The organism is Solirubrobacter phytolaccae (assembly GCF_027587195.1).
Taxonomy (GTDB): domain Bacteria; phylum Actinomycetota; class Thermoleophilia; order Solirubrobacterales; family Solirubrobacteraceae; genus Solirubrobacter; species Solirubrobacter phytolaccae.
The window spans coordinates 32,858-46,692 of the sequence record NZ_JAPDDP010000028.1 but is presented as its reverse complement, the minus strand read 5'-3'; the positions used below and the strand labels follow the sequence as shown (position 1 = coordinate 46,692).

Below are 13,835 nucleotides of genomic sequence, written 5' to 3'. Positions count from 1 at the left end.
TTGTCTCTGCAACAGCTCCGTTGCTTCTGCGCCGCGTTCGAGCTCGGCTCGTTCACCGCCGCGGCCGAGACCCTGCGCGTGTCCCAGCCCGCCGTGGCCGAGCAGATCCGCAAGCTCGAGCAGACCCTCGGCGCGAGCCTGTTCGTCCGCGCCGGCCGGGGCGTGGTGGCGACGGAAGCGGGGCGCGCGTTCGCCGAGCACGCCACGCGCAGCCTGCGCGCCGTCGAGGACGCGGCCGACAGCGTGGGGGAGCTCACCGAGCTGCGCACGGGCACGGTCGCGCTCGGGATCTTCGGGGGACCGTCGGCGTGGCGGCTCGACGAGCTCGTCGTCAGCTTCCTTCAGCGCCACCCGAACGTGTCCGTGCGCCTGGTCGGCCGCAACTCGTCGGTGATCGCCGACCGCGTCCGCCGCGGCGAGCTGGAGGCCGCGCTCGTGGCGCTCCCGATCGACGACGACAAGCTCGACGTGCGCCCGATCGTCCGCGACGAGGTCATCTACGTCAGCGCCGACCCCGAGCGCACCCGTGAGCCCGCCACGATCGAGCGCCTGGCCACGACGCCGCTGATCTTCTACGACGCCGAGTCGGCCGACAACGACCCGATCCGGCGCCAGCTCGCCGAGCGCGCCCAGGCCCTCGGGCTGCGCCTGGAGCCCAAGGTCGAGGTCGAGCTCAAGGACATCGCGCTGCGACTCGTGGCCGCCGGCGTCGGCGACACCTACCTGCCGAGCGCGTTCATCCACGCGCCGTACTTCCCCGCCGGCCTGAGCACCGCGTCCTTCCAGCCCGCGCTGTTCGACACCTTCGCGATCATCACCCGGGCCGGCGCCCGGCTCACCCCGGGTGTGCGCGAGCTGCTGGCCGGCCTGGAGACGCACATGCGCACCGTGGCCGACGAGCTCGACCGCACGCGCTGACTCAGAGCGGGCGGGTGTTGACGACGTCCGCGGCGGTGGCGCCGCCGCGGCGGGCGGTGTGGACGGCGAGCGTCATGGTCGCGAGGCTGTCGATCGAGTGCGCGTCGGTGGAGCAGACGATCCTCACGCCCGCCTGCAGCGCCGCGCGGACGTGCTCGCCGCTGAGGTCCAGCCGGGGCGCGAGGCCGTTGACCTCGAGCGCGACGTCGTGCTCGCGCGCGATCGGGAAGATCGCCTCGAGGTCCAGCGCGTTCTCGGGCCGGCGGCCGATGATCCGGCCCTTGGGGTGGCTGAGGCAGCTGACCGACGGGTGCTGCAACGCCTCGGCGACGCGCTTGGTCATCTCGGCCTTCGGCATCCGCTGGCCGCCGTGCACGCTGGCCTGGACCCAGTCAAGCTCAGCCAGCACGTCGTCGGGGAGGTCGAGCCGGCCGTCGGGCAGGATGTCGCACTCGATCCCCTTCAGGATGCGGAACGGCGCCAGGCGCTCGTTGGCCGCGGCGATCTCCTCGCCCTGGCGGCGGACGTCATCGCCGGTGAGGCCTTTCACGGCGCCGACCGCGGGCGTGTGGTCGCAGATCGCGAGGTAGTCGTAGCCGCGGTCGCGGGCCGCGCGACCCATCTCCTCGACGCTGAAGCGGCCGTCGGACCAGGTCGTGTGGGTGTGCAGGTCTCCGCGGATGTCGGCCTGCTCGAGCAGACGCGGTGGCTCGCCGGTGAACGGCGCCTCGCGCAGCTCGGGCGGGACGAACGGGAGGCGCAGGGCCTCGTAGACGCTGCGTTCGGTCGGGGCGTCGGGGAGCGGGCCGAGCGCGGCCAGGTACTCCGGCGATCCCGTGGCTTGGAGCAACGCGGTGCCGAAGCGCTCGGGTGGCGCGACGACGAGCTCGACGGGGATGCCCTCGACCGTCAACCCGCAGTGGCCCTCGATCATGGCGACGATCTGCGGGAGCGCCTCGAAGCGCGCGAGCGCATCGGGGGCGGCGCTCACCACGGCCAGCCGCGTCGGCGCGTGGTGCCAACGACGCGTGTCGCCGGCCGCCTCACCGTCGAGCGCGGCGGCGATCCCGTCCACGAGCGTCTTCGCCCGGTTGAGCAGCACGGTCGGGCCGCTGCGCGCATCGGTGCGCTCGAGCGCCACCTTGATGCGCGCCTCGAGCTTCGGGCCGACGCCCGGCACGTCGCGCAGCCGTCCGCCGGCGACAGCCTCGCGGAACTCGTCCGGCGTGCGTACCCGGAGGGCCTTCGCGAGCTCGACCGACCGCTTCGTCGTGAGCCCGAGGAAGCGGCCGAGGCCGATCAGCCCGGGGGAGAGCTCGCGTTCGAGCTCGCGCAGCTCCGCGATCGAGCCGGTCTCGACCAGCTCCCGCAGCCGCCCCTCGATCCCCGCGCCGATCCCCCGCAGCTCCCGCACACGGCCGCTGCGGATGAGGTCCTCGACCGGGACCGGCGTGGCGCGGATCAGCTCCGCCGCGCGCCGGTACGCCCGCGCCTGGTAGGCGTTCGCCTCCGCGAGCTCGAGCAGCGCCGCGAACGCGTCGAGCTGGTCGGCGAGGGCGGCGTTGTCCACAACCACACACTAGGTAGGCTGCGCCCGTGCCCGAGTCCGGATTCCACATGCCGCCCGAGTGGGCGCCGCACGCCCGCACGTGGATGGCGTGGCCGTCGTCCGGCTACACGCTCGGCGACGAGCCCGAGGAGGCGCGGACGACGTGGGCCGCGGTCGCGAGCGCGATCCTCGCCTTCGAGCCGGTGACGATGGTCGTCGACCCGGTCGCGGTGGCGGACGCCGCGCGCCATCTGGACCCGCGCGTGAACGTGGTGCACACGCCGCTCGACGACGCCTGGATGCGGGACATCGGGCCGACGTTCGTGCTCGACGAGGCGGGTGAGCTCGCGGCCATCAACTGGATCTTCAACGGCTGGGGCGCGCAGGAGTGGGCGTCGTGGGAGCACGACGCGCGGGTCGCCCGGTTCGTGGCGTCGCAGGCCGGCGTGCCGGTGTTCGACTCGCCGTTGGTGAACGAGGGCGGCGGCCTCCACGTCGACGGCGCGGGCACGGCGCTGATCACGCGCACGGTGCAGCTCGACGCGGGGCGCAACCCCGACTGGGACGCCGCGCGCGTGGAGGCCGAGCTGGCGCGGACGATCGGCGCCGAGCGCGTGATCTGGCTCGAGCGCGGGCTCACGCGCGACTACGACGCGTTCGGCACGCGCGGGCACGTGGACATCGTCGCCACGTTCTGCGCGCCGGGTCGCGTGCTCGTCCATCGCCAGGACGACCCGGGGCACCCCGACTACGAGGTCTCGCGCGCGATCGCCGACCAGTTGCGCGGCGAGCAGCTCGAGGTGATCGAGGTGCCGGCGCCGCGGCTCACGCACGACGAGCACGGCCCCGTCGACTACAGCTACATCAACCACACGCTCGTCAACGGCGGCGTGATCCTGTGCGGGTTCGGGGAGGAAGAGGCCGACGCGCGGGCCGCGGCGATCATGGCCGACGCGTACCCCGGGCGGCGCGTGGAGCTCGTGGACGCGCGGCCGCTGTTCGCGCGGGGCGGCGGCATCCACTGCATCACCCAGCAGGAGCCGGCGGTCTGATGCGGCTGCTCCCGAGCGAGGAAGACCGGCTGCTGCTGTTCCTGGCGGGCGAGCTCGCGCGTAAGCGCCGCGCGCGTGGGCTCAAGCTCACGCAGGCCGAGGCGGTCGCGCTGATCGCCGACGAGGTGTGCGAGGCGGCGCGCGACGGGCGCTCGTACGCCGACGTGCAGGCCTTCGGCTACGGCGTGCTGGGTGAGGCCGACGTGCTCGAAGGCGTCGCCGACGCCGTGCCGCGCGTGGAGGTCGAGCCGCTGTTCACCGACGGGCACCGGCTGGTCGTGCTCCACGACCCGATCCGGCGCGACGGGCCGCCGGAAGCGGTGGACGTGCCGCCCGAGTGGGTCGAGGACGGCGTCGCGCTGGAGGTCGTCAACGAGGGTGAGGTCACCGTCGCCGTGACGTCGCACTTCCACTTCTTCGAGACCAACCGCGTGCTGCGCTTCGACCGCGCCGCGGCCTGGGGGCTGCGACTGGCGATCGCGCCGGGCGCGAAGGTCGTGTTCGTGCCGGGCGAGCCGGTGACCGTGCGGCTGGTGCCGATCGCGGGCGCGCGGGTCGTGCGCGGTCACGGCGGGCTCGTCGACGGACCGTTGGACGAGGTCGGCGCTCTCGACGCCGCGCTGGTGCTCGCCCGTGAGCGGGGGTACCGCGGTGCCTGACCGCGTCCGCCTCGCCGACAGTGATCTGTGGCTCGAGCCCGAGGGCGAGCCGGACGCGATCGTCCCCGGCTGGGGCGGCACGATGCGTGACGGGCTCGGCGTGCGCGCCGAGCGCGGCGGCGTCGAGGTCGCGATCACCGGCGGGCTGCTGATCGACCCCGTGCTCGGCGTGCGCTACGCCTCGATCGGCATCAATGACGGCCGGATCGTCAGCGTCGGGCGGGCGGGCAACCCGGACACGATGGACGGGATCGACGTCGTGCTGGACACGGCGACCGCGGTGCACGACGCCGCCGGGCTTATCGTCACGCCCGGTGGGATCGACACGCATGTGCACTGGCTGTCGCCGCAGGTCGCGGATGCGGCATTGGCGGGTGGGTTGACGACGCTGGTCATCCAGGACCCCGGTCCGGTCTGGAACCTCGGCTGCAACCCGCCCGAGCTGCTCCAGACCGCGTGGGCGGCTCTGGATGCCTACCCCTTGAACGCCGCGCTGCTCGTCCGCGGCTCCTCGGCGCGCCAGGAGCCCGTCCTGCACGCGCTGCGCGCGGGTGGCGCCGGGCTGAAGATCCACGAGGACGTCGCCGCCGGGCCCGAGCAGATCCGCACGGCACTCGACATCTGCGACGCCGAGGACGTCCAGCTCGCGATCCACACCGACGGGCTGAACGAGGCGATCTCGGTCGAGGAGACGTTCGCCGCGTTCGGCGGCCGGACGATCCACGCCTTCCACATCGAGGGCTGCGGCGGCGGCCACGCTCCCGACCTGCTCGCGTTGGCCGGGCGCGAGCGCGTGCTGACCTCCTCGACCAACCCGGGCCTCCCGTTCGGCCCGGGGACCGAGGCCGAGGGCCGCGCGATGGTCGAGGCCGTGCACCTGCTGGACCCGAGCCGTCGCAGCGGCGACCTCGCCATCTTGGATCTGCGCGTGCGGGCCCGCACGATGGCCGCCGAGGGCGTGCTCCACGACCTCGGCGTGATCCACATGATGTCGTCGGACTCGCAGGGCATGGGCCGCGCGGGCGAGGTCGTGCGCCGCGCGCTGCAGAACGCGGACTGGATGAAGGCCGTCCGCGGCGGCGAGGGCGCGCACGACAACGCGCGCGTCCTGCGCCACATCGCCAAGGTCACGATCAACCCGGCCTTGACGCACGGGCTGGCGGGCCACGTGGGCGCGTTGACGCCTGGCCGGTTCGCCGACGCCGTGCTCTGGCAGCCGTCGCTGGTCGGCGTGCGCCCGGAGCTCGTGATCAAGGCCGGGATGGCCGCGTGGGGCGCCTCGGGTGACGGCAACGCCACGACGATGCTCGCCGAGCCCGTGCGCGTTCGCCCGCAGGTGGGCGGCATCGGCGGCGCCGCCGCGCGCAACTCGCTCGCGTTCCTCGCCGGCAGCGCGATGGACGCCGAGCTGCCCACGGTGCGCCGCCGCGCGCGCGTCGAGGGCTGCCGCGACCTCACCGCCGCAGACATGCTTCACAACGACCGCCAGGGCGAGGTCCGCGTGGACCCGCGGACCTACGCGGTCACGCTCGACGGCGAGCCGGTCGACGCGCCACCGGTCGAGTCGCTCGCCTTCTCCGGGCGCTTCCTGATCGGCTGAAATCCGGTCACGCTGCCCGTTCGGTCAGCGCGAACACAGTCAATGTGAACTCGGTTGATTGAGGTCTCCCGATCGGTGTAGTGTCCGCCGCGCTAGTCCGAGGCCGGACTGCTCGGAGGGGTTCCTAAGAGGGGGTAGATGCGATGACCGCGGGAGCGGCTCGTTTCGTCGTACGCCTGTCGTCAGCAATGGCGGCGGCGGCAGTTCTTCTTGGCGGGGCGACGCAGGCGCGCGCCTCGGAGTGGGTGAGCATCACGGCGGACCAGTGGTGCACGATCGACAGCCCGGACTCGGGTGGGTGTGAGGGCGCGATGGTCGGCACGGACGGGGACCCGCCCGGCGTCGAGCACCGGGCGCTGCTCGGCTTCGACATCGCGGCGGAGGTGCCCAGCGGCTCGGAGATCATCGACGCGACGCTCAGCTTCGTCGCGCCGGATCCGGGCGGCGATCCGTTCTGCGTGTTCTGCACGATCACGGGCGGCGCGATCGCGTCCGCGTGGGATCCCGCCTACGTGACCTGGACGGAGCGCACGTCCACGCAGTCGTGGACCTCGGCGGGCGGTGACATCGGCACCGCGATCACGTTGATCGACTCGTTCGGCAACGCGGTGCTCGACGCCACCGACGCGGTCGCCGAGATCGTCTCCGGCGCCGAGGACAACAACGGGTTCCTCGTCAAGAGCGACAACGAGGACTTCGCGTTGGCGATCGACACGTGGAGCCTGAACGGGAAGCCGCAGCTGGCGATCACCTACGAGCCGCCGGGCCCGCGGCTCTAGCCATCACACGCAGGTCATGGCGGCGGTGCGCAGCGCCGTCGCCGTGGCTTCGCGGTGGTCGGGGCGCGGCGTGGTCCAGGCCAGCAGGCGTAGCGCGGGGCTGAGGCGCTCGGCGTGGGCGGCGAGCTCGGTGGCTCGGGCGAGGATCGGCGTGTACTCGTCCGCGGGGACCATCGCGCGCTCAGGCCGCACGCAGACGCCGATGCAGGGCTGAGGCGCCTCGATGTGGCCGCAGTCGCACTTCCAGGTCGTGACAGTGTCGGCCGGTTCCGGGATGGGTGGCGTGTGGAGCGCGGCGCGGGCGCGGGTGCGCAGGGCGGCCCATTCCTCGTCGCTCAGCGTGGAGTGCGCGACGTCGCGCAGCAGCCGCTCGCGCTCGGCCAGGAGGCGCTCGAGCGCGTCGACGGTTGCGGCGGCGGCTTCGTGCTCCTCGGCCGGGACGAGGTCCAGCCGGTGCTCGTGGCAGCCCCCCAGGCACGGCTGCGGCGTCTCGATCGCGCCACAGCCGATGCACTGGTGGATGAGGATCACGTCATGCGGCGCGGGCGACATCCTCGTCCTCCGCGGGGCAGCCGTGGCGCACGACCAGGGTCGGCCGCGTGGTGTGGTGGACGACCGCGCCGGAGACACTGCCGAGCACGAGCGATTTGATGCCGCTCAGGCCGCGGGAGCCGAGCACGATCGCGGCGGCGTCGCGGTCCTCGGCGACGTCGAGGATCGCCTGCCAGATCGGGCCGCTCGCGCGCATGGTCAGCGGCTCGGCGTCGAGGCCGGCTTCGCGGGCCAGCGCGGCGCCCTTCTCGGCCAGTTCGGCTGCGCCTTCGGCCGCGGCCTTGTCGATCGCGTCGAGGTCCTGCGCATAGGCCATGCCGGGCCAGCCATAGGCGAGCTGGGCGTGCGCGCGCGGCCAGACGACGAGGACGAGCGCGGGGCGCGGCCCGAACAGCGCCGCGGCGCGCTGGATCGCGACCACCGCGTCTTCGGAGCCGTCGTAGCTGAGGATCACTGGGGAGGCGCTCATGATCGGTCCTTCGGTCGGAGCTCTTTGGTGTCTCCAACCTAGGTCCGCGAGCGCCTCCCGATCAGCGGGGAACTCCGCGTCCTATTGCGGGTTCTCCGCAGGCCACGTCCAGTCGCGCAGCGCGGCCGGGTCGTCGCCGAACTCGCGCGTGTAGGCGCGCGCCCGCAGGCGCTCGTCGACCATCTCCTGGCGCAGGAGCGCGGCCCGCTGGCCGAGGCCGGGCACGCGGTCGATCACGTCGATGACCAGGTGGAAGCGGTCCATGTCGTTGAGCATCACCATGTCGAACGGCGTCGTGGTGGTGCCCTCCTCCTTGTAGCCGCGCACGTGGAGGTTCATGTGGTTCGCGCGCCGGTACGTGAGCCGGTGGATCAGCCACGGGTAGCCGTGGTAGGCGAAGATCGTCGGCTTGTCGGTGGTGAAGAGCGCGTCGTAGAGCCCGTGGCTGAGGCCGTGCGGGTGCTCGCTCTCGTCCTGCAGGCGCATCAGGTCCACGACGTTGATCACGCGCACCTTCAGGCCGGGCAGATGCTCGCGCAGGAGCGCCGCGGCGGCGACGGTCTCCAGCGTCGGGATGTCTCCGGCGCACGCGAGCACGACGTCCGGCTCGCCGCCCTCGTCACTGGACGCCCAGTCCCAGATGCCGATCCCGCGCGTGCAGTGCGCGACCGCTTCGTCCATCGTCAGGTAGTCGAGCGCGGGCTGCTTGCCGGCGACGATCACGTTCACGTAGTGGCGGCTGCGCAGGCAGTGGTCGGCGACCGACAGCAGGCAGTTCGCGTCCGGCGGCAGGTAGACGCGGATGACCTCGGCCTTCTTGTTGACCACGTGGTCGATGAAGCCCGGGTCCTGGTGCGAGAAGCCGTTGTGGTCCTGGCGCCAGACGTGCGAGGAGAGCAGGTAGTTCAGTGACGCGACCGGCCGCCGCCACGGGATGTGGCGCGTCGTCTTCAGCCACTTCGCGTGCTGGTTGAACATCGAGTCGACGATGTGGATGAACGCCTCGTAGCTGTTGAACAGGCCGTGGCGGCCGGTGAGGAGATAGCCCTCCAGCCAGCCCTGGCACAGGTGCTCGCTCAGGACCTCCATCACGCGGCCGTTCGGGGCCATGTGGTCGTCGGCGGGGTCGATCCCCGCCATCCACGCGCGGTCGGTGGCCTCGACGACCGCGCCGAGCCGGTTGGACACGGTCTCGTCCGGGCCGAAGATGCGGAAGCTCGTGTCGTTGGCGGTGGCCACGTCCTTGAGCCAGGTGCCGAGGACGCGGGTCGCTTCGCTGGTCGTGGTCGCGGGGGAGGCGACCTCGACCGCGTAGTCGCGGAAGTCCGGGAGCTTGAGGTCGTGCAGGAGCAGGCCGCCGTTGGCGTGCGGGTTCGCGCCCATCCGTCGCGTGCCTTTCGGGGCGAGCGCGACGGTCTCAGGGAACGGTCGCCCTTGGTCGTCGAACAGCTCCTCGGGGCGGTAGGACTTCATCCACGCCTCGAGCTGCTCGACCCGCTCCTCGTGTCCGCTCAGCCCCGACAGCGGGACCTGGTGCGAGGCGGGCGTGCCCTGGTTCGGGCCGGTCCAGCCCTTCGGCGTGCGCAGGACGAGCATCGGCCAGCGCGGGCGCTCCGTCTTGCCGCCGCGCGCGTCGTCCTGGATGGTCTTGATCTGGGCGACGATCTCGTCGAGCGCGGCGGCAAGCTGTTCGTGCACCGTCTCGAGGTCGTCGGTCTCGACGAAGTGCGGCGTGTGCCCGTAGCCGCGCATCAGCGCTTCGAGCTCTTCGTGGCTGATGCGGCTGAGAACGGTCGGGTTGGCGATCTTGTAGCCGTTCAGGTGCAGGATCGGCAGCACCGCCCCGTCGCGCGCGGGGTTCAGGAACTTGTTCGAGTGCCAGCTCGCGGCGAGCGGACCGGTCTCGGCCTCGCCGTCGCCGATCACGCACGCGACCAGCAGGTCCGGGTTGTCCAGCGCCGCGCCGTACGCGTGGGCGAGCGCGTAGCCCAGCTCGCCGCCCTCATGGATCGAACCGGGCGTCTCCGGCGCCACGTGGCTCGGGATGCCACCCGGGAACGAGAACTGCCGGAACAGCCGGCGGATGCCCTCCTCGTCCTGCTCGAGGTTGGGATAGAACTCGCTGTAGCTGCCCTCGAGCCACGTGGACGCGACGAGCCCCGGCCCACCGTGCCCAGGTCCGGCGATGTAGATCGTGTCGAGGTCGTGGGCCTGGATGACCCGGTTCAGGTGCGCATAGAGCAGGTTCAGCCCCGGGGTCGTGCCCCAATGGCCCAGCAGCCGCGGCTTGATGTGCTCAGGCTTGAGCGGCTCGCGCAGCAGCGGGTTCTCGAGCAGGTAGATCTGCCCGACGGACAGGTAGTTGGCGGCGCGCCACCAGGCGTCGATCCGCGCGACCTCCTCCACCGACAGCGGAGAACGGGTCTCTGTCATTGCCATCCCTTCATCGTGCCCGGTTGTCCCGCGACGCGCAGTCCGGCGTCCCAGCCCGGCGCACGCTCGCATTGCCGCCGAGGCCGCGCGTCCGGACTCGTCCGCGAGGTCGACGTGCGAACTACGGGTCTTCCGCCGACGCGCGTGCGAACATACGTTCGTGCGTGGTCACGTGAAAGCTGAGAATCCTGATGGGTGAATCCGTCGATTCGTTCGCGGTCAGCGACGACTACCGAGCGCTAATCGAGCGTCTCAAGCAACGGGTGCGGGCGGCTCAAGCGCGCGCGGCGCAGGCCGTAAACAGCCAGCTGGTGATGCTGTATTGGTCGATCGGTCGCGAGATTCTCACGCAGCAACAGGTCAGCGGTTGGGGAGACGATGTCGTTGGACGGATCAGCGCGGACCTGACCGCCGACATGGGTGGCGCGCGTGGGTTCTCGCGGCGGAACCTCTTCTACATGCGTCGGCTGGCTACGCTCTGGCCCGATCCAGAGAAAGTGCCACCAGTGGTGGCACACATCGGCTGGTCCCACAACCGGCTGCTGTTGGACGCCTTCACGGATCAGCCCGACGTCTACGCGTGGTACGCGGCGAAGGCCAGCGAGCAGCGGTGGTCACGCCGCGAGCTCGAGGCACAGATTCATCTGCGTCTGCACGAGCGTCAAGGTGCAGCGGTGACGAACTTCGCGCATGCGCTTGCGCCGGCTGATGCAGATCGCGCGTTGCAGACGGTCAAGGACCCGTACGTCTTCGACTTCCTCGACCTCGCCGAGAGCGCTCGGGAGCGAGAGCTCGAGCAGGCGCTCATCGACGACATCCAGCGGTTCCTGCTCGAACTCGGCAGCGGGTTCGCGTTCTACGGGCGTCAGAAGGCTCTTTTGGTTGGCGAGCAGGAGTTCTTCCTCGACCTGCTCTTCTATCACCACACACTGCGCCGGTTTGTCGTGATCGACCTGAAGGTCGGGCGCTTTGAGCCTGAGCACGTGAGCAAGATGAACTTCTATCTCAACGCGGTCGACGAGCAGTTGCGCGTCGGGGACGACCGTGACAGCGTCGGGATCATCCTCGCGGCCGGGCGCGACGACACGGTGGCGAAGCTCTCACTCCATCGGGTGAGCGCTCCGATCGCGGTTTCGACCTGGCAGACCGACGCGTCGGCGCCCGACCCGCACGAACTCGCAGAGCTGGAGGACGTTCGCGCGCGCCTCGTCGAGCGCATCACGCACCATCGATCCGCGTCGACGAAACCGCTCGGATAGCTCGAAAGGCGACCGTGGTCGACCGCACGCGCGGCGCGGCGGACTACGGATGGCCACGCGCGACGCCCGCCGTACCGTCGTGGCATGAACCTGCCGCCGCACATCGTCGTCGCGGGCGGGGGCGTCGCCGCTGTCGAGGCGGTTGCGGCGCTCCGGGCCTTCGCCGGCCCACGTCCGCGCATCACCGTGCTCGCGCCCAATGACGCGCTGAGCGCACCCGCCGCTTCGGTCGCCGCGCCGTTCGGGTTCGGCCTGCCGAACGCGGTGCCGTTCTCGGTCATCCAGCATCACGCGCGCTTCGATCACCATCGGGCGAAGCTCGTGCGGGTCGTGCCGGAGGAGCACACGGTCGTCGACGACCGTGGCGAGACACTGGGGTACGACACGCTGCTCGTCGCGCTCGGGGTGCGGCCGTTGCCCGCCGTCGCGGGAGCGATCACCTTCACGGGGCCAAAGGACGTCGGCGCGGTCGAGGCCGCGCTCGGCGAGACGGCGACGCTCGCGTTCGTGCTGCCGAGCGTCTCGACCTGGGCGCTGCCGCTGTACGAGCTCGCGATGATGGCCGCGACCGAGCTGCGCAGCCGGGGTCGCGAGCCGCGGATCACGATCGTCACGCCCGAGCCCGCGCCGCTGTGGATGTTCGGCCGCGAGGCCGGCGCGGCGGTCGCGGAGCTGCTCGCCGCACGCGGGATCGCGGTGCGCACCGGTGCGCGGCTGGGCGAGGTGCACGACGGCTGGCTGGAGCTCGCCGGCGGGAAGCCCGTGCCTGCCGGGCGGGTGATCGCCATGCCCCGCCTGGTCGGGCCGGCGGTTGCCGGTCTGCCGCACGACGCCTCCGGGTTCATCCCGGTCGACGGGCACGGCCGCGTGGCCGGCACCGAAGACGTGTACGCCGCCGGCGACGCCACGACGTTCCCGCTCAAGCAGGGCGGGCTCGCGGCCCAGCAGGCCGACGCGGCCGCCGAGGCGATCGCGGCCGACCACGGAGCCGCGCTCACGCCGAAGCCGTTTCAGCCGCTGCTCCGCGGCCTGCTGCTCACCGGCGGCGCGCCGCTGTACCTGCGGGCGCCGGTCAGCGGCGCGGGCGAGCCGATCCCGACCGACGAGCCGACCGTCTCGCACACGCCGCTGTGGTCGCCACCCGGCAAGGTCGCCGGGCGCTACCTCGCGCCGCTCTTGGCGACGGCGCGCCCGCCGCAGCTCTCGCGCGCGCCGATGGAGGACCTGCCGCTGCGCCGTTAGCGGGTGACGATCACGGTCGTGCCCGGCTCGAGCAGGTCATAGAGCTCGCGCGCGAACGCGGCCGGGACACGCACGCAGCCGTGGCTGGCGCGTTCCACGTCGGTGGTGCCGGCGTGGAACGCGACGCCGCCGTTGAAGTAGCTCGCGTAGGGCAGCCAGACCATGTAGGGCACCGACCACGAGCGCAGCTCCTTGCGGCCGACCTTGAACGTCCCGGCCGGCGTCTCGTAGCCTTGCTTGCCGGTCGAGACGGAGTAGATCCGCTCGACGGTGCCGTCCTCGACGACGAGCAGCAGCTGGCGGGAGCGGTCGACCTCGACGTGGAGTCCCGGCTTCCGGCTCACCGGCTTCAACGTCGCCGGGGCATCCAGCGCCGCGCGGGTCTTCGGGCCCAGAACGCCGTCGGCGCTGAGCCCATTCGCCTTCTGGAACGCCTGCAGCGCGGCCTTGGTGGACGGCCCGGAGCAGCCGTCGACGACGCCGCCGGGGAAGTGCAACTCGGAGAGCCGCTCCTGGACGGCGGCGGTCTTGTCGTCGCAGCGCGGGGCGGCGACAGCGGTGGTGGGGAGGATGAACATCGCGACGAGCGCCGCGACCAACAGGATCAAACGTGCCTTCATGACCGTTGGACGAACGGGGCGCGCGATTTCTTCACGACCGCCGTGAAGAAATCACGGGGTTGGTAGGTCTAAGGGTCGATGCTGCTCATCTTCATCGCCGTCGTCGCCCCGCCGCAGCGGGGCGAACGGCGCCTGATCAAACGCGCGCAGGGCGGTGACGTCGGAGCGTTCGAGCAGCTGCTGGAGGCCAACGGCCCCGCCATGCGCCGGCTCGCGTACTCGATGCTGGGCGACGAGGCGACGATGGACGACGTGCTGCAGACCGCGTACGTCCGCGCGTTCCGCGCGCTGCCCAAGTTCGACGGGCGCTCGAGCTTCGGCACCTGGTTGCACCGGATCGTCGCCAACGCGGCGGTCGACGAGCTGCGCCGGATCGCGCGCCGCGGCGAGGTCGACCTCGAGGCGCTGGAAGGCCGCGCGGCCGCGTCCAGCCCCGACATCGGCGAGGCGAGCGACACCCGCATGGACCTCGCCAACGCGCTCGCCGGGCTGCCCGCGGACCTGCGGATCGTCGTCCTGATGGTCGACGCCGAGGGCTACAGCTACGACGAGGTCGCGGAGGTCGTCGGCATCCCGCCCGGCACCGTCGCCTCACGCCTGAGCCGCGCCCGCGCGGCACTCCGTCCCGTCCTGGAAGCCCGATCGGAGGCCGCATGACCTCGCGCGAGAGGGGCGGCCTGCGCCCCACCCAGCGGACCCGGAC

General features: G+C 72.0%; 13 protein-coding genes. 8 read left to right on the top strand and 5 right to left on the bottom strand.

Annotated features, from left to right (window positions below):
• A complete protein-coding gene (locus OJ997_RS16535; protein WP_270026274.1) occupies positions 1 to 918 on the top strand; it encodes a LysR family transcriptional regulator in 918 nt (305 codons plus the stop codon).
• 1 nt (position 919) lies between these two features.
• Here OJ997_RS16535 and OJ997_RS37615 read toward each other — a convergent pair whose 3' ends face one another.
• Positions 920 to 2,488 carry a DNA polymerase/3'-5' exonuclease PolX gene (locus OJ997_RS37615; RefSeq protein WP_270026273.1) on the bottom strand — a complete coding sequence of 523 codons (1,569 nt, stop codon included), beginning with the start codon at positions 2,486 to 2,488 and terminating at the stop codon, positions 920 to 922.
• 47 nt (positions 2,489 to 2,535) lie between these two features.
• Here OJ997_RS37615 and OJ997_RS16525 point away from each other — a divergent pair, with 47 nt between their 5' ends.
• The 4 genes from OJ997_RS16525 to OJ997_RS16510 all read left to right on the top strand — a co-directional run bounded on the left by OJ997_RS16525 (position 2,536) and on the right by OJ997_RS16510 (position 6,557).
• Positions 2,536 to 3,519 (top strand): agmatine deiminase family protein, encoded by a 984-nt coding sequence (locus OJ997_RS16525; RefSeq protein WP_272599866.1) that lies wholly within the window; start codon positions 2,536 to 2,538, stop codon positions 3,517 to 3,519.
• The gene (ureA, locus tag OJ997_RS16520; protein ID WP_270026271.1) at positions 3,519 to 4,178 is read left to right on the top strand and encodes an urease subunit gamma; all 660 of its coding nucleotides are present in this window, start codon (positions 3,519 to 3,521) and stop codon (positions 4,176 to 4,178) included. Before OJ997_RS16525 ends, ureA begins: the two co-directional genes overlap by 1 nt.
• Complete coding sequence (locus tag OJ997_RS16515) at positions 4,171 to 5,778, top strand: urease subunit alpha (protein ID WP_270026270.1); 1,608 nt, start codon at positions 4,171 to 4,173, stop codon at positions 5,776 to 5,778. The genes ureA and OJ997_RS16515 overlap by 8 nt, the downstream gene beginning before the upstream one ends.
• Before the next feature lie 245 nt (positions 5,779 to 6,023).
• Entirely contained in the window at positions 6,024 to 6,557 is a 534-nt protein-coding gene (locus tag OJ997_RS16510; RefSeq protein ID WP_270026269.1) for a DNRLRE domain-containing protein, read from the top strand.
• Between the two features lie 3 nt (positions 6,558 to 6,560).
• Here the strand turns inward: OJ997_RS16510 and OJ997_RS16505 are convergent, their stop codons facing one another.
• The 3 genes from OJ997_RS16505 to OJ997_RS16495 form a co-directional block, all read right to left on the bottom strand.
• Positions 6,561 to 7,109: a hypothetical protein gene (locus OJ997_RS16505; protein ID WP_270026267.1), complete on the bottom strand. Its 549-nt coding sequence runs from the start codon at positions 7,107 to 7,109 to the stop codon at positions 6,561 to 6,563.
• Positions 7,090 to 7,578, bottom strand: coding sequence for a universal stress protein (locus tag OJ997_RS16500; protein ID WP_270026266.1), 489 nt, complete (start codon positions 7,576 to 7,578; stop codon positions 7,090 to 7,092). The genes OJ997_RS16505 and OJ997_RS16500 overlap by 20 nt, the downstream gene beginning before the upstream one ends.
• Before the next feature lie 81 nt (positions 7,579 to 7,659).
• Positions 7,660 to 10,011, bottom strand: a complete 2,352-nt coding sequence (locus tag OJ997_RS16495; protein WP_270026265.1) for a phosphoketolase family protein — start codon at positions 10,009 to 10,011, stop codon at positions 7,660 to 7,662.
• A 191-nt stretch (positions 10,012 to 10,202) separates the two neighbouring features.
• On the opposite strand from OJ997_RS16495, the gene OJ997_RS16490 reads away from it, so the two are divergent.
• The gene (locus OJ997_RS16490) at positions 10,203 to 11,270 is read left to right on the top strand and encodes a PDDEXK nuclease domain-containing protein (protein WP_270026264.1); all 1,068 of its coding nucleotides are present in this window, start codon (positions 10,203 to 10,205) and stop codon (positions 11,268 to 11,270) included.
• Positions 11,271 to 11,354: 84 nt separating this feature from the next.
• Positions 11,355 to 12,512, top strand: a complete 1,158-nt coding sequence (locus OJ997_RS16485) for an FAD-dependent oxidoreductase (RefSeq protein WP_270026263.1) — start codon at positions 11,355 to 11,357, stop codon at positions 12,510 to 12,512.
• Here OJ997_RS16485 and OJ997_RS16480 read toward each other — a convergent pair.
• On the bottom strand, positions 12,509 to 13,132 hold the full coding sequence (locus tag OJ997_RS16480; protein WP_270026262.1) for a L,D-transpeptidase family protein: 624 nt from the start codon (positions 13,130 to 13,132) through the stop codon (positions 12,509 to 12,511). The two genes, OJ997_RS16485 and OJ997_RS16480, sit on opposite strands and share 4 nt — an antisense overlap.
• A 78-nt stretch (positions 13,133 to 13,210) precedes the next feature.
• Here OJ997_RS16480 and OJ997_RS16475 point away from each other — a divergent pair, with 78 nt between their 5' ends.
• On the top strand, positions 13,211 to 13,789 hold the full coding sequence (locus OJ997_RS16475) for an RNA polymerase sigma factor (protein ID WP_270026261.1): 579 nt from the start codon (positions 13,211 to 13,213) through the stop codon (positions 13,787 to 13,789).
• The last annotated feature ends 46 nt before the right edge of the window (positions 13,790 to 13,835 follow it).